Consider the following 16,552-nt stretch of genomic DNA (forward strand, 5'->3'; position numbering starts at 1 on the left):
AACAGGTCACTCACCTGTTGCCGTATTTATTTTATAATGTCAGCCAGGCTGTTATTTCCGACACCTCATAGGCCGGACAGCCACCAGAGCGGGAAGCTACAAGCGCACCCAGCGCATTGGCGAAAGCCAGGCTCTCCTGATCCGGCCGTTGTTGTATAAAGCTATGTAACAATCCCGCCAGAAAAGCATCGCCACTGCCAATCGTATCCGCCACCACTACCGGCAGGCCAGGTTGATAATAAAACCGTTCCTCCCGGTACAGGATAGCGCCGGCTTCTCCCAGGGTCACTACCACCACAGGAATATTAAAGCGGGTAGATAACGCCCGCATCGCGGCCTCATTATCTTCAAATCCATCGTACCAATTGCTGATGAGCCGCAGTTCTGTTTCGTTTAGTTTCAATATATCGGCGTGTGTAAGCAGCCAGGCAATATGCCCCTGTGTATAATGTGGCGCACGCAGGTTAATATCCAGTACCTTAATGATATCCGCTTCCAATGCCTTTTCCAGGGTTTGCCGGGACACTTCATTCCGGGAAGCCAGACTGCCGAATACCAGATACCGGGCAGTTGACAGTAACTGTGCCAGGGTAGATTCCCACGCAATAAAATCCCACGCCACCGGATATACGATATCGTAGGTTACTTCTTTCCGGTTATTTACATTGGCATATACTTTACCGGTTTCGTGCCGGTCATCCGTTTGTATCCCTTCCGTGCGCAGGCCATAGCCACTGACAATATCCAGCAGCGCATACCCCCGCTCATCGTTACCGATACGGGATACCATGGTTATTTTTTCCTGCAGTTGCTGCAGGTGATAGGCGACATTCATCGGAGCGCCACCCGGCAATGCCTTATCTGGCAGCAGGTCCCATAACATTTCTCCAAAACAGATGATGCCGGGTGTTTCCCTGTTTGTTGTCATCAGTAAAAAGGTTGAGTAAGGTCAAAATCTTCCTAAATATATAAAATAAAGAGGCTGCCCCAAAAGAGGCAGCCTTTCCCGTTTTTAATTGCACTCAGCCTTTGTATTTGTATTATACCTGTTTATCTTAATACTATTTTTCTGATGGCTTTGTTATTTGGATCCACTACATAATAGTTACCATCTTTATCCATCACAAAGTCAGTCAGCCAACCCATTTTAGCTTTCTCAAAGCTGCCATCCACATAACCTCTCTCGAGCTTCAGCAGGGTACTCACGGTGTTTGTTGCAAACTCTATTTTACGCAGGGCAAAGTTGGTTTTATCGAGGACAATCAGATTTTCGTCCTGATCTATCAGGAATGCGGGCATTCCATATCCGAACTTCGCTGCCGCCAGCGGACCATCCTGATATCCATAGTCGCTACCTATCTGAATGGGTGTTTTTGACCCCGCATTCAGGCGCTTGAAGTTGCCTTCATAATTATCTGTTCCAAAGAAGATATCTCCTTGTTTGTTTATTGCCATTTTAGTCTCGGTAGCCGTAAAATTGAATATCTTTTCAGATGCACCATCCGGGTAAATTTTGGTGATACCTCTATATTCATTGGTAACATACAGATTTCCGACACGATCCATTGAGATAGCCCCCACACGCTCCGAGGTCTTATAGGTGGTGGTCACTACACCCTGTGGCGTGATTTTACGTATGGTACCGCTCATAAACTGATCTGACACATAAATATTGTTGTAGATATCTACTACCATTCCATAGATGTTTCCCATACGGGCAGCCGTGCCTGTTCCATCGACAGATCCGGGTTCATCCGGCTTGCCGGCAAAAACGGTCACCTGTCCGGTTGGTGTAATCTTGTAGATAAAATATTTACGGTTATCTGCCACAAACAGGTTACCCTGATTATCCATCACAATGGAATTTATACTTCCGGAAAGGTCATCCGATGTCGGGCCACCAGCAATGGTAATGATACCTGCACGGTTAAACCAGGTAGGGCTCTGTGCCTTTAAAGTCGCTCTCTTCACGGTTATTGGTCCGGAGGTGAAGCCTTCCGGCGCCACTACTTCCAGCGTTGTTGCGGTAACACGTGCCACAGATGCGGAAACGCCATTAAAGCTCACTTCATTTTCAGCAGCATTCAGACTGAAACCGGTACCGGTAATGATTACTTTGGTACCAGCCAGGCCCATGGAAGGTTCCACTTTCTGGATACCCAGGCTTTGTTCTGTAAACTCAGGACCTTTTATTACCTGGTCGTTTACGGATAACATCACGTCGCCTTTGCCTACGCCGGCAGGTAAAGTAAGGGTCAGTTCAGCACCGGTAGCCTTTTTCACAGGCACCTGTACATTGTTGATGGTTACCACGTTTTCATCTGCCACCTCGCTGAAGTTAAGACCATTGATGACCATTTCAGCACCGGCAGGGCCGCTGAGCGGGCTTACCAGGCGGATATGTGGCGCTGCTACCAGGGTAAATGAAGGACCGGTTATTTTCTGACCATCGATGGTAACAGACAAGGGGCCGGTGGTTACTTCTGCTGGCGCTATTACCACCAGTTTCTTACCACTCACTTCTTTTACTTCTGCCTTTTTACCATTGAAATCAACAACGTTGCCCGCAGCCAGTGCTGCAAATCCTTCCCCATTGATGGTTACACGGGTACCTGCCGCACCTGTTCTTGGTTTGATGGAGGTGACTGCCTGGTACAGGAATGCCTGCCCGGTAGAGGTGTTACCGTCTACTTTTACGATAACAGGACCACTACCTGCGGCATCCGGGATTTCAGCCACCAATAATGTATCCGTGGCACTTACCACGGTGGCTGCCTTGCCATTGATGGTTACCGTCGCAGGGGCACTCAGGCTGCTGAAACCTGTACCGCTGATACGGATCTGCGTACCCGCAGGACCATTGACAGGGTTTATTTTTTGCAAACTCAGTTTCTGATAGGTATAGCTACCTACGTTTACGGATTTTGAACCATTGGAAAAAGTAATGGTACCGCTTTGTCCTTTTTCCGGCGCACGTACTACCAATATAGTATCCGCCACACTGATCACTTCTGCCACTGTGCCGTTGAAGGAAATATTATTCTGGGAAGCATCCGCACTAAAGCCGCTACCGGTAATCGTTACCAGTGTTCCGGCATTACCACTGTTCGGGTAAAAGTTATTTACCAGAAACGGTACTTCCGTGTTGATCTTATCTTTTTTACAGGCCTGCATGATGCCCAGCAGGCAGACCATTAATCCTGTAAGTATGTAAAGTGTTATTTTTTGCATATGGTCAGTTGTTTAGAATGTGTAACGCAAGCCCAGCTGTACCTGATACCGGGAACCGAAATAATCAATGGAATAAGGTGTTCCGGGATCAGAGAAGGTATACACCGGATAACCGCCTTTATTTTGTTCCGGAGGGAACAGGGTTGGCGTTAAACCAACACTCGCCGTAGAGTTAAAAGTATTAGGCGAGAAGTAGCTTACACCCCAGTTACGGTTCAGCATATTGGTCAGGTTCACGATATCGGCGGTGAAGGTGATGTAGTGCGTCTTTAATTTACGCAGGTGGAATTCCTGTGCAAAGTGCAGATCGGCCTGTACATTCCAAGGTGTTCTGCCCATATTTCTTTCTGTGAAATTGCCTCTTCTGGAGCTCAGGTATTTGTTGTCATCAATAAACTGGTTGAAAGCAGCGGCTTGTTCTGCGGCTGTTACGGTTGTTCCGTTGATCTCACGATCCTTGAAGAAGTTGATGCTTTCAGCTGCCTGCGGAATGTAGGCCAGACTTACCTGCTGTGGTAAACCCTGTACGCTGTTGTTCATCACACCATAGGTAAACGGACTACCGGATTGTGCACTGAAGAACAGGCTGAGGGAACTCACCCAGGTTTCGTTCCAGGCTTTCCGGTAGCTGGCATTTACCACGATACGATGGCGTATATCGAAGTTGGAGTTAGCTAATGGCGCGCTGTTCGGACTTAAAGCCTGGTTCAGCTGCCAGTTGGATTCCATGGAGTTACGGATACCGTTGAATGCATCCTTACTTTCACCATAGGTATAGGCGCCGGATACAAACAGACCGGAGTTGAAGGTTTTGCTGGCAGTACCTGTAATACTGAAACGGTAACCTTTATTGGTGTTAGTCAACAGATAAGCATTGGAGAAATGCGGATCAATGCTACCGGAGTAGATTGGCTGCTGCCTATCTTTATCGTAAGCATAATACCTCGGATTATCGGTAATGTTTACCTGCTGGAAGAATACTTCCTTGATACTTTTGGTGACCATACCTTCCACACCGAATTTCCACTGGCTGGCAGTAGTGCGGTCTACCGCGAGGCTCAGACGCAGGATCTTCGGCATTACAAAGTTATTGTCGATCAGATCCACCTGTGTTTTACCGGCGTTGCCGTTGTTGGTAATGGTACCGTTCTGCTCAATGAAATCAGCGATACCATTCTTACCTGGTTTAATCGCATCACTGCCTGGTGCAAATGGTTTCTGGTCTGCTTTCTGGTCAAATGAACCATAGTTGACGCCATTGTTGTAGTAGGCATAGGCCAGCCACGCAAATGGTATTCTACCGGTAAACATACCAATACCACCCCGTACAATCAGACTCTGGTCACCCAGCCAGTCGTAGCGGAAACCTAAACGCGGCGATATCTGCACTTTACCAAAGTATTTATTGCTGATACGGTTCAGTGGTGTATAATGATAAGTGGAACCAAAATATGGATCTGCTATCGCATTGGTTACTTTATCACTCAGTTCAGGTTTGGTAGGCAGGTGTGTATAGTCTGCACGTAAACCAGGTGTAACGGTCAGTTTATCCGTTACCTGGATCGCATCCTGCACATATACGCTGTAAAGATTCACATTAAATACAGCACCGGGATTGCTCATGATATAATCACGGCTGTTATTGTTGTAGTTGTAGCTACCTCTTACACGGTAAGGGGTGTTTTTCATGTAATCATCGATACTCAGGAAATCTACCCTGCCGTTCCAGCTGTTCACGAAACCATAATCGATGTGGTACAATTCATTGTGCGTACCAAACAATACGGTGTGTTTGCCTTTGTTCCAGGTGAGGTTATTCGTGATTTCGATGGTACGTTGTTTCATGTTGAAGATCGCCGCTTCCCTGTCGGTACCCAGGTAGATGGTAGTACCAGGGGTACGGCCCATGATCTGGATCTGCGGTAAAGTAGGATCGCTCAACGGATCACGGTAGTCATGCACTGTGGTGAAACCAGCTACAAAACTGTTGGACCATTTGTTATTGAAACGGCTTTTCAGTTCCGCTACGGTGCTGCTCTGGTTATTCGTTTGTTTGAATGCCATGCTGCTGAAACGGAAGTCCTGCTGGTCACGATCCAGGTTGACAGCACTGGAAGTGATGGTATTGTTACGTACAGACAACTGGTGTTTATCGTTGATGTTCCAGTCGATGCGGTTAAAGAATTTGTTGGATTCGGAAGAAGAATTGTATACGCCTGCGGTTCCCGGATCGAAGATGTTGCCATAGTTTTTGATAGTGGCATTGCGGATATCTTCTGCATCTTTCTCACTCAGGATACGGGCTGTTTCTTCCTTACCTGCCAGCAGCTGTGCCGGGTCGGTTCTGCGGGTGATTTCTTCGTTGGTGAAGAAGAACAATTTGTTTTTGATAATCGGGAAACCTACACGTACACCTACCTGATAGTCCTGAAAATCGCTGTTCATTTTTTCTTTGTTACCAATTTTGTTTTTACCGATCAGGGCGGCGTTACGGCCAAAGCCATATACCGAACCGGTTACGGTGTTGGTACCACTGCGGGTAACAGCATTCACGCTACCACCGGTGAAGTTACCGATCTTCACGTCGAAAGGTGCGAGGTATACCTGCATATCTTCAATCGCATCCAGGGATACGGGGTTGGTACGGGTACTGCTACCCGGCTGACCGGAAGTACCGCTCTGACCACCCATAGAAGGGCTAAAACCAATCGCATCGTTATTAACGGCACCATCAATTGTGACGTTGTTATAACGGAAGTTGGAACCACCGAAGCTGTTATCTTTACTACCCTGAGGCACCATCCGGGTGATATCCTGGATGCTGCGGCTTACGGTAGGCATATTGTTGATCTGGCTGCGGCTGATGTTCTGACCGGCGCCATAGTTATTGGCTTTAGGTCCTTTTTTAGCGCCTTTCACCACGATTTCAGAGAGTTGTTTACGTTCATCTGCCATCACGAAGTTCAGTTGCTGCGGTTCGCCCAAACGCACAGTTATGTTCTGTTGTTTTTGTGGCGCCATACCCATCATGGTAGCGGTTACGCTATAGGGGCCGCCGATACGCATGCCCAGTAAGCGGTAACGGCCGCCTCCATCTGTTACGACCGGGTAACGGGTTCCGGAAGGTTCGTGTACCGCAATGATGGTAACACCCGGTAATGCCTGTCCCTGACCGTCCTGTGCCTTCCCTGCCAGACCGCCGGAAGTTTCCTGTGCCATCACGGTAAAGGAGAATGGCAACAGTAACAGCAACAGCAAAAGAGAAAATATCGTTGTAGCTATTTTTTTTGTGTTCATTACTTTTAATTGTAAATGATGATGAGTAGCGCTCCTGTACATGTTTTACTGTGTTATTTTCAGTACCTGGTCCACTATATGTAATACGCCGTTGCCTGTAATGATATTCTGACGCACGAGATTGGACACCAGCGTGTTACCCGTTCCCTGCAGGGTGATACTTTTGTAAAGGCCAGGCGCCTGTGCATCTGGTACCAGCTGCACTTTCACGGTGTTATTATCAATCATTCCCTGTGTGGTGACAGTAGCGTTGGTACTCAGGATATAATCGTACACAAAGCGACGGTCTGCCGCGATGTGGTAACGCAGTACAACAGCCAGTTTTTCAGGGTCTGCTTTTTCGATATCTTCCATTGTCTGATAACCATATTTAGCCATGGCCTCATTGGAAGGAGCATAAACGGTATAGGGACCTTTGCCTTTCAGCAAAGTGGACAAACCTGATCTTTGTAATGCCTGGCTGAATAATGTCAGGCTGGTTTCTGCCGTTACTGCATCTGTGACGGTTTCATGGAGATAAGGCTCCAGTAAACGATTGATTACCTGTACCTGACCATTGGTAGCTTTAATACCCTGTGCGAGCACGCGGCTGCCATTCACTGTGATAACGGTATCATTGCCTTTCACCCAGCGGGTTACATAAAGCTTACCACCACCCTGTGAACGTATTTCCTGGTTAAACAGGAAAGGCATTCTGTTCAGGTCATAGTTACCGTTCAGTACATGATAGGCAGTGGTATTGATAATCAGCGACTGGCTGGCAGTAGCGATAGATAGCGGTGTACCGTATCCTGCCTCTTTGAAAGCGGCATCAGAAGGCGCCAATAATGTAAAAGGCCCATCACCTGATAACAAAGGCTTAAGATTACTGCGGCCAATGGATGCATGCAGCATCTTCAGGTTGAAGTTATCGGCTACTATCTGCGGGATACGGTTTTGGTTGCCCGCGTTGACATCCATATCATCATTCTTCTTACAGGCTGTCAGCATCAATAAAGAAAAACTGATGACAGAGAGGCCGCAAGTGAAATATTTTTTACTGCTTTTCCGGCAGGCAGAAAGCGTTGTTGCTGTGTTCATGTTGTTCATCATTAACCTTTTGCTATTAACGGAAAATTAGTAGTGTACTTTGAATCCATCCGGAATAAGCAAGCCATCCACAATATGTAGCGGTCCTTCAAACGTATTGATATTGGCTTCAATAATTTTAACCGGTGGCGCTTTGGATCCTTTCACCTGAATGCTGACCGTATTTCCTTCATTAATGAAATACAGTGGCATCAGGTATTCATCTATCTTCCATCCGGACGTATGCAACTGATAGTTGCCAATCGCCTCATTCCGCATATCAGCGGTAAAAAACACAGATGGCTTAGCTGGCCCTCTGCCATAGTTACCGTATTGTGCATACATGCGCCCCCAGTTATGATAAGCCAGGATGCTATCTGTTGGGATAAGGGCATCTATCTTGTAATTATCCCAGTCCGGTTCAGGCGTAAAGCGGTTGCTAACAGCTTCCAGGTCTGCCAGGTCCTTAAAACCTGCCTTATGAAAGGCCTCATTTGTAGGCGCCAGGAAGGCGTTGAATGTTACCACATCCCCTGCAGGCCCCAGGTCGAGATCTGCAAGACGTGGAAAACTTCCAAATACGATTCCGTCCCAGATGACTTTATTGATTTCATTTATCTCTTTCAGATAAGAAAACCGTGGGTCCTCATTGATGTAATCTATGATATGCTTTGTTGGGGGTAGTAATACCCGATTCACCGGCCACAGTATTCCATTCAGCACTACAGTAGGTTTATAGTTGCCACAGGGGTTACCATTGATCACCAAACCACCATCTTTACCAACCATGGTATAATGCCGGTATTCATAGGCCACTATATTTCCGCCAGCATTTCCTGGCAATATTAAATACTGTTTCAGCTGAGGGTGCACTAAAAAGGTCGTATGTGATACGCTTATTAATTGTGATTGCAACCCCAGTACCTCCATTTTATCCCGCAGCAAATGGTACATCACGAGAGAGTCCAGTTGTTCCGGTGTACGGGCATTGATCCCCGCCTCATCCAGTCCGGCTGCCCGCATAGCCGCATCATCCGGTACGAACAGGGTCATGAGGCGTTTTTCACCTTTTTCGATGATAAACTGCTCCATGTGACTGCGTTGCCAGGCTGCATAGAACAATTTGTAGGGAGACGTCTTTAACAGCGCCTGCATGCTGGTTTGCACACTGTCCACATAAGGAACCTGCTGTCCTTCCGGCTCCGGCATGAACTCCTTTTTTTTGCAGGCGGTATTGAATAAACAAATACCAATCAGCGCCCCACAAATCACCTTCACATTTATAAAACTTTGTATTTTCTTTTTCATAATGATTGTCATTAACTGTTAATCCGGATTCAAATCAGCAACGATGGTTATTTCTTTGCTTCCTCCGGGGTTACTATCATGCCTTGCAGGTCATGTACAATACCATTATCAGCTTTAAAGTCCTGTAAAGCCTTCCGTGCGGAGATCACCTCATGTTTGGGATAGTGAATCCGGCTCTCTCTTGACCCTATTTTAAATACTGATACCAATTTGTCACCTACCCACATCGATTCCCACAGGATAGACATCAGATAGAAATCATCGGGAATAGGTGCCGATACACCGGATTCCCCGGTGAGATATTTAAATGAAGCAATATCAGAAAGGAAATAGTGTTGCTTAGCCATCAGGTAAATCCCGAATAACCGGGGGATAATGTATTGATCAGGTTTAATCCGGGCCAGGCCGGCTTCATCCAGACCATTCTCTTCAAATACCTTGTTAGGGACTGCAAAGACGGTCCATGGCCCTTCGCTGGCCAGCTGTTCCCATAAGCCATACCGTTTCAGTACACTTACAAAAGTGCTGTACTCCGGATGCTGGTTCAGGATATCCTGTACTGTACCTGGTGTATATTTAATCACTTTATCCAACACATGCAACACGCCATTGGACAGTACCACATCTTTCTCTATCGCCTCGCTACCATTGAAATAAAGGTGATTTTCCTTGCCCACATTACCTGCCAGTGTAACATACAGTCTTACTCCGCTGAGCGCCGTGAAACGTACATCGATCGAGTTATCCTGCACTTCTGCTGATGACACTTTCCGGGGGATGATATGTATACCAAGCATCAGCTTCAGGGTTTCCGGCGATACTTTTTGAAAATCTTCCGCTTTCAGAAAACCCAGGTCATTAAACGCCTGATTGCTGGGCGCCAGTATGGTGAAAGGTCCCGAACCACTCAATTCCGCCATCATACCTGCTCTCTCCAACGCCGCATAAAAAAGCGTGAGATCGTAGTTATTCCGGATAAAATCTGCCGCAGCACGGTAGTTTTTGTTTTCCTGATATAATTCCAGGTCATCGTGTTTACATGAACTGAAAGTGAGTATGATGGCCGTTATTAATGGAATAATATACTTCATAACTGATTATTTAAAACGCAACGTATCCGTGCATGCTTAATAAATAGGTGTTGGATATTTACGTTGTACCGTTGTCAAATAGGCGCTACCGTTCACAATTTCAATGGTATTTACCGTAGCGAAAGACTGTGGATTATTTCTTCCGGAGTGAATATTCACAATCATATTCGGCAGGACGCAGCTGGCTCCTTCAAACGCCGGTTTGGTACCGTTTCCGTAACAAGTGATGAGCGCATAGTCATTGAAGGTTTCTGAGTTACCATCATTATAGGGATTATTTTCCGGGTTCATCCCTGGCGCCATTAAATTGAAACGTTGCCATGCGGTGGTATGGATACGATTTGACTTCGGATCTGCAAACAGCGGGAAGCTGAAATATGGGCTTACCGCAGCGCTGGTATTGTTACGGCGCACTGTCATCAGAAATCTGTGATAAAACCCGGGTATTGCATTCCTAAGATCATCTTTAGTAAAAGAAGAGAACCAGATATTCATTTCATCTTTGATTCCTTTTGCCAAATAGCCGGCCTCATAATTATCATCCTTCTTATCGTTTGGCGCCTCTGCAAAACCTTCTGCACTCATGTTATAGAAGTTGACATATACCATGGAGTCAGATAAAGCCTGCTTATGGAAATTTTCCTGACGCAGCAACATCCCGGTTTCCTTGGTTTTGTAGTTCTTTTGCAGGATGTGCAGCGTATATACTTCCCTGCTACCCAGCTCAATCAGGGTATCTACCAGTACTTTTTTCTTCAGTCTTTCTTCCAGACTAAAGAAAGGCGTATTATTCATCGGACGGTACATAAACATAATACGGTGTTTACCCGCAGGGATCTGTGCCCAGCTGGACAGGTCGAAACCATTCAACACGGGGCCTACCAATACATTTTCCTTACCTGGATACTCCGGATTCTTATAGGAGTTGCTGCTACCGGCATGTGAAGGATATGGCGGTGCATATGGGTCCCGCTTATCCAGGAAATCGCCGGTAATGGCAGCACTCAGGGGCATACCGGAGGCATCTGTCACCGGGTCGATGAGCATGGTCAGGAACGGTTGTTCCTGATCCTTATTACCCAGCGTTATCTTATAGTTCAGGTTATTGAATACCCGCAGATAAGCCGGATTGTCTATTTTAGTATATTCTACCTTGCTGCAGCCGTAAACGCTGAACAGGAGGCTTAATATTATGATCGGATACTTCAGTTTCATGCTTATGACTGTTAAAGGTTCAGCATTCAATGCCACTACCGGTTATGTTTTACAATAATCATCCTTGCCTTTGCAGCAGCGGGCACGTTAGGTCCATTTCTGCCGATGAGGGCCACCGTAAAGAAACCGGGTTCGGTCTCCGGCATGGGAGCACGTGTATAGAGTTCTTTACGTGCGATAAAGTCCGAAGACTTCAATAGTGGTATCTGTGTCAACCAGGTGCCGGGGAAGACATTCGCAGGAGACTGGAAAGCCATCATTTTAAAGTTCATGATTGTCGCTCCCTTTATGGCATTCGATGTTTCCTGTGGGATCACTCCTGGTTGCAGGTTTTTGGTACCTGAACCGCCTATTGACTGGCCGTTATCACCGGTAAAGTTGACATTGGCGAAATCGGGACAGAAGTTGAGGAAACGATATTGAAACGGCAGTTTATACTGACGGCGCTGGTATGTACCATCCTGTCCGTCTTCACCTGGGTTAAACAGGTTGCCGCTGAGGTTATTGGCAGCAACCGCTATCTGTGCAGCACCATTTGCGTCTGCATATACCCAGGAACTATAATTCTGGCCTGCTGTCAGGAACTGTTGCCGTGCCGCCAGTACTTTACCCGCAGCATCTGTTGCTTCTATCGTTGTCATACCAGTTACGGTAGTAATGTATTCCCCTGCAGTAGCATAGTTAATGTCATTACCTGCTTGCCGGCCATTTACTTTTAACCGGATAGCATTGCTTCCCGGCAGTGCATTCACACCATGTATACGGGCATAGGTAATATTCATCGGCTCAGAAATGTCTGTCACCACCTGGAAACCATTTTGGCTGATCGTCGTTTCCTCTCCGGATCCACCCAGATAGTAGGGTACTGTAAATATAAACGGCGCGATAACGATCGTATAAATTCCTCCCGGCTGATAGGTACGTATAGGCGCATACGTAATACCTACGCTAACGGTATGAGGAATACCGATGGCTCCTTTCGTCATGGTAGACGTGGCCGGATCTATTACTTTGGTATTTTCTTCGTTGTTACCTCCGAAGGCACTTACCTGTGTACCTGCTTTTGACATGACTTTAAACTGGTAGGTACCATAGGGTAATTCAATATAGTCAGAATACTTACCCGCAGGAACGTTAGAGGTAGCAGTGTTTACCGGCGTACCATCTGCCCATGCCAGACTCATTGGCCCGTCAATTTTTTCCTGTGTCGCATCTGGTGATTTAATGCCTGCACTCAGGTTCACAATGCGAATCTTAAAATGATCTGCTTTAGCCGGTGCTTCTACAGAACGGGGAATCCTGTTTACCTGTGGAATTTCTCCGGTTGTATAGATGCTACTGCGTACAATGTAATAATCGGCAGGCTGACTGTAGTTTTCGGCTACTTCAAATACAGCAGGATCGGGAATTGACTGATAGCTTCTTGCTTCTGTTTTCAAAGTCGCTTTACCGGCTGCATTCAGGAAGTGTTTCGGTACATACCAGGTAGTACTCAGCTGTCCTTTTTCCGGGAAATATTTGGTACCATACAGTTTCCAGTTGGGGTCCGTTGGTCCGAATACCTGATAGTTGGTGAGGGTGTCACCATTAACGATCACCTGATTATGATTAGCCATGTTCACTATCCGGATACCCGAATTACTGCGGGTATCCTGGATAATCCTGTTATCGTACTGATGGTCTGTTTTATCTTTCTTACAGGATGTAATGATACTGCCAAAAGCGAGTAACATACCTGCCATTATGGAAATGCGTTTCATTTTCATTTTTTTTGTTCCGGATGCCCGTTACTATTAAAACAGGTTATAGGTAAAGCCCAACATGATTTCACTGCCACGTTTGTAGCTGCGGTTAGTATATTTGTTACCATACCAAAGACCACCGGTACCCGGGTTGGCATATACTGTTTCGATAGCAGGATTCAGTATATTCTTCGCGTAACCTTTGAACAACAAACGTTTGGAAAGGCGCTGACTGAATACAAAATCCAATACCGGTACAGGACGGGTATACAGATCGGGTTCACCGGTCAGGTTAATTTGTACCAGGCGTTCACCTACCATGTTGAATGTGGCCGTCAGGTCTGTTCCTGTTTTTTTGTTGTTATAGTTCAGCCAGGCATTCACAGAATACGGCGCCTGTTCAAACAGCGGACTGTTTTCCGGTGTATGGCGATCCAGTGATTTATTGGCTGCAAATCTTTCTGCTGTTTTCTTGATGTTACTCTGTGCCAGTAACAGGTTGCTACCGATAAAGAAGTTTTTAAACGGATCATACAGGAGGCCCAGGTCTTTCACTACTTCCAATTCCACACCCCATACGTTACCTACGTTAGGATCGTTCTGGAACTGAATGGTAGGATACTCCGGATATTTTGCTGCCAGTCCGTCTGTTTTCAGACTGAATACTTTTACCAGCTGGTTTTGTATGCGTTTACCAAACAGGGAAACGGAAATTACCTCTCCTCTGTTAGGGAACCATTCCCATCTGAAATCGAGGTTCTCTGTATGCTGGTTAATCAGGTTAGGATTACCTACTACGAGACCCATCTGGAAAGCATCAAATTCGAATACGTTGGTAATCTCACGCAGCTCAGGTCTGGCCAGTGTTGTATTATATCCTACGCGGAAGTTCATATTCTCCTTGTAGATATAAGTCATATTCACAGAATAGTAAGGTTTGTAACCGGTTTTGTAAGCGGTATTAGGATTGATCAGCGCTACCGGTACGGTTTTACCATCGCTATCCTTTGCCGTCAGGGAAGGATCCAGGTATACGTCTGAAGTATCTACTGCTGACTGGATATTGGTTTTTTCCACACGTACCCCACCCGTTAAACGGAGGTTACCAGGTAAACGTAAGTCCAGCATACCATAGAAAGCGTTGGTTTCGAAGAAACCGGTATAGTTGTTCGGTGATTTCTGGCTGTTATAAAGGAACCCGCCAATAGGACCAGCGCCTTCGCCGGTGCTACCGGTTGGCATTTTAATACCAATCATTTCCGGGCTTACCAGCCTGTCGAGGTTACCTTCTGCATCATACAACGGCACAGCGCCATTTTTTGAGAAGTTGGAACCTGGCAGGAAGAACATATTCTCACGGAACTTACGATCGCGGTTCAGGTAGTTCACCCCGGTTTTAAATTCCTGTTTCTTACCGAATAACGGGAATGGGATGGCTACATCTGCCTTGTAGTTATAGTTGGTTTCCGTCAGGTTTCTCCAACGGCGGCCGTTGGGTTCTGCCTGAATGATGCCATAGGTACCATATCCATTTACATAACCGGAGTTCAGTGCATACAGGTGATCTGTATAAACATATCCGGAAGAAGGATTCTGGGAAGTAACGACTGGTCTCAGATACCATGCGCCACCACGGGGTGTATAATCCGTGAGGGTAATGAAACGGTAGTCAGGATCATTCTGGGAAGAAGAGGAAGTAGCGATGTTGTAACTCAGCCGCGGGCTGTACTCTCCTTTCAGGAATTTATGTTCCCCTTGCAGGTTATAGGTATGCAGGGTACGATAGGTTTGTTTCAGGGAATAAATCGTGCTGGCTACATCGCCTGGCAGACCGGTATACTGGTACTGGCCATACATATTGATTGCCTGCGCTTCACTACCCCAGCTACCCAGGTATTGCATGCTGATTTCATGGCGGGGATTGAACTTGTAGGTTAAGCCTCCCAATGCACCATAGTTCAGCGTCTGCGTACCGGTATTCTCTTTATAGCTTTGGTATTTACCCATGAACAGGTTGTTCGGGGTAATATAGTTAGGGATATTTCTTGGGCTGTACACATCTTTGTTACCAGTGATAACACCCTGGTAGATGCTATACTGTGTCAGGTCGCCACCATAGATATCCGTAGTACGGCTATAGTAGTTGGCGCCTGCGATAACACCCAATGTATGTTTGCGGAATATTTTGAAACTGTTACCATAGGTAGCAGAGAACAACTGATTCAGCGGCGCTTTGCGATATTTAGTCGTCATCACCGGATCGAAGCTGTGCATCAGGTTATTGATACGGGCAGCTTCCTGTTGCATCGCCGGGCTGTTGTTGCTGTTGGCGATCATTTTCTGGATCTGGGATAAACCACCGGGATATTGTTTGGACAGGTCCAGGAATTCGCCGGAAAGATTTTTGTTGTTTACTTTGGTACCAAAGAAGCCCAGTTCACTGTTATAGAAACTGTTCACATTACCATTGATACCAACGTTTGTATTAAAACCGGTTTGTGCAATGATGTTGAAGATCGCACTGTCCGGAACGGATTTCGTTTTCAGCTCCACGATACCTGCGGCAGCATCTGCCGGTTTATCGGGCGTAACGGTTTTGAAGATGGTGATGTTATCCAGGAGGGACGCAGGCACCAGATCCAAAGGAATGGAACTTCTGTCGGGATCAGATGAAGCGAGACGTACACCATTCAGCTGTCCGATTACACTACGATCACCCAAACCACGGATCGCTACAAATTTATCATCGGTGATAGTTACACCGGATACTTTCTGTAACGCCTGGGTGGTGGTGATACTACCGGTACGTTCGATCTGTGCAGCAGAAATCGCATCCTGTACAATGGCCGCATTTTTACGATCCTGCAGTACCGCAATTTCCGTATTCAGTTTACGGCGTGCGTTTACGGTTACTTCGCTCAGTTGTTTACTGGAAACCGTTAATGCTACAATGATAGTACCACTGGCAGCGTTTACCCTCACTTCTTTTGTTTCATAACCGATGTAACCTACTACGAGTACGCCACCACTTTGCGGAACGGTTACGTTGAAGATACCGTTTGCATCTGTAGAAGCACCACTGGCAGTACCTTTCACCCGTACAGATACACCTGGAATCGGGTCTTTGGTTTTGCCGTCAATAACTTTACCATTGATTTTTACGGGTACCGGTTGTTGTGCAATGACTACATAACCGTCTACCAGCTTATACTCCAGCCCGGTGTGTTCCAGCATGCTGTATAAAGCATCCTGAATACGGATATCCGGGTTGTTGAGGGTTACCTGTTTGTTGGTTTTAGCCAGCAATTCATCTGGTAACAGAAATTTAACTTCGCTTTGCTTTTCAATGGTCAATAAAGCTGCTTTCAGCGCAACTTTGTCCAGTCGCAGGTTTATTTTGCGGGTCAGATCCTGGCTATTTACGTGTGCTGCAAAGAGCAGGCCCGCGCAAGTGAGCTGCAATACCAGCAGAATAAATGAACATCTCATCAGGAAATAAATTAAGGGCCTGAGGCCTTCCCTTTCCCTAAGCAGAGAACCCAACACGTTATTTTTACCCGGGTGGGCCCGCCGACAGGCGAAAGTGGGATTCATGTTAAA

At 46.4% G+C, this 16,552-nt stretch carries 9 protein-coding genes; all 9 read right to left on the reverse strand.

Features of this window, described 5'->3' with window-relative positions; genetic code table 11:
* Positions 1 to 31 precede the first annotated feature (31 nt).
* Positions 32 to 928, reverse strand: coding sequence for a carbohydrate kinase family protein (locus tag OL444_RS27415; RefSeq protein ID WP_264728090.1), 897 nt, complete (start codon positions 926 to 928; stop codon positions 32 to 34).
* A gap of 122 nt (positions 929 to 1,050) precedes the next feature.
* Complete coding sequence (locus tag OL444_RS27420) at positions 1,051 to 3,231, reverse strand: IPT/TIG domain-containing protein (protein WP_264728088.1); 2,181 nt, start codon at positions 3,229 to 3,231, stop codon at positions 1,051 to 1,053.
* Positions 3,232 to 3,243: 12 nt separating this feature from the next.
* Positions 3,244 to 6,528: a TonB-dependent receptor gene (locus OL444_RS27425; protein WP_264728086.1), complete on the reverse strand. Its 3,285-nt coding sequence runs from the start codon at positions 6,526 to 6,528 to the stop codon at positions 3,244 to 3,246.
* A 45-nt stretch (positions 6,529 to 6,573) separates the two neighbouring features.
* Complete coding sequence (locus OL444_RS27430; RefSeq protein ID WP_264728083.1) at positions 6,574 to 7,608, reverse strand: fasciclin domain-containing protein; 1,035 nt, start codon at positions 7,606 to 7,608, stop codon at positions 6,574 to 6,576.
* A 36-nt stretch (positions 7,609 to 7,644) separates the two neighbouring features.
* A complete protein-coding gene (locus tag OL444_RS27435; RefSeq protein WP_264728081.1) occupies positions 7,645 to 8,904 on the reverse strand; it encodes a fasciclin domain-containing protein in 1,260 nt (419 codons plus the stop codon).
* Positions 8,905 to 8,951: 47 nt separating this feature from the next.
* Positions 8,952 to 9,995 (reverse strand): fasciclin domain-containing protein, encoded by a 1,044-nt coding sequence (locus OL444_RS27440; RefSeq protein ID WP_264728079.1) that lies wholly within the window; start codon positions 9,993 to 9,995, stop codon positions 8,952 to 8,954.
* A 36-nt stretch (positions 9,996 to 10,031) separates the two neighbouring features.
* Positions 10,032 to 11,210 carry a hypothetical protein gene (locus OL444_RS27445; RefSeq protein WP_264728077.1) on the reverse strand — a complete coding sequence of 393 codons (1,179 nt, stop codon included), beginning with the start codon at positions 11,208 to 11,210 and terminating at the stop codon, positions 10,032 to 10,034.
* A gap of 35 nt (positions 11,211 to 11,245) precedes the next feature.
* On the reverse strand, positions 11,246 to 12,970 hold the full coding sequence (locus OL444_RS27450) for a DUF4397 domain-containing protein (protein WP_264728075.1): 1,725 nt from the start codon (positions 12,968 to 12,970) through the stop codon (positions 11,246 to 11,248).
* 33 nt (positions 12,971 to 13,003) lie between these two features.
* Positions 13,004 to 16,441, reverse strand: coding sequence for a TonB-dependent receptor (locus tag OL444_RS27455; protein ID WP_264728073.1), 3,438 nt, complete (start codon positions 16,439 to 16,441; stop codon positions 13,004 to 13,006).
* Between the last annotated feature and the right edge of the window lie 111 nt (positions 16,442 to 16,552).

Source organism: Chitinophaga nivalis (assembly GCF_025989125.1).
GTDB classification, from domain to species: Bacteria; Bacteroidota; Bacteroidia; order Chitinophagales; family Chitinophagaceae; genus Chitinophaga; species Chitinophaga nivalis.

What these genes read in the sequence shown, in the direction of transcription:
- OL444_RS27415 (WP_264728090.1), bottom strand. Translation starts at nt 928, where the DNA reads ATGACAACAAACAGGGAAACACCCGGCATCATCTGTTTTGGAGAAATG.
- OL444_RS27420 (WP_264728088.1), bottom strand. Translation starts at nt 3,231, where the DNA reads ATGCAAAAAATAACACTTTACATACTTACAGGATTAATGGTCTGCCTG.
- OL444_RS27425 (WP_264728086.1), bottom strand. Translation starts at nt 6,528, where the DNA reads ATGAACACAAAAAAAATAGCTACAACGATATTTTCTCTTTTGCTGTTG.
- OL444_RS27430 (WP_264728083.1), bottom strand. Translation starts at nt 7,608, where the DNA reads ATGAACACAGCAACAACGCTTTCTGCCTGCCGGAAAAGCAGTAAAAAA.
- OL444_RS27435 (WP_264728081.1), bottom strand. Translation starts at nt 8,904, where the DNA reads ATGAAAAAGAAAATACAAAGTTTTATAAATGTGAAGGTGATTTGTGGG.
- OL444_RS27440 (WP_264728079.1), bottom strand. Translation starts at nt 9,995, where the DNA reads ATGAAGTATATTATTCCATTAATAACGGCCATCATACTCACTTTCAGT.
- OL444_RS27445 (WP_264728077.1), bottom strand. Translation starts at nt 11,210, where the DNA reads ATGAAACTGAAGTATCCGATCATAATATTAAGCCTCCTGTTCAGCGTT.
- OL444_RS27450 (WP_264728075.1), bottom strand. Translation starts at nt 12,970, where the DNA reads ATGAAACGCATTTCCATAATGGCAGGTATGTTACTCGCTTTTGGCAGT.
- OL444_RS27455 (WP_264728073.1), bottom strand. Translation starts at nt 16,441, where the DNA reads ATGAGATGTTCATTTATTCTGCTGGTATTGCAGCTCACTTGCGCGGGC.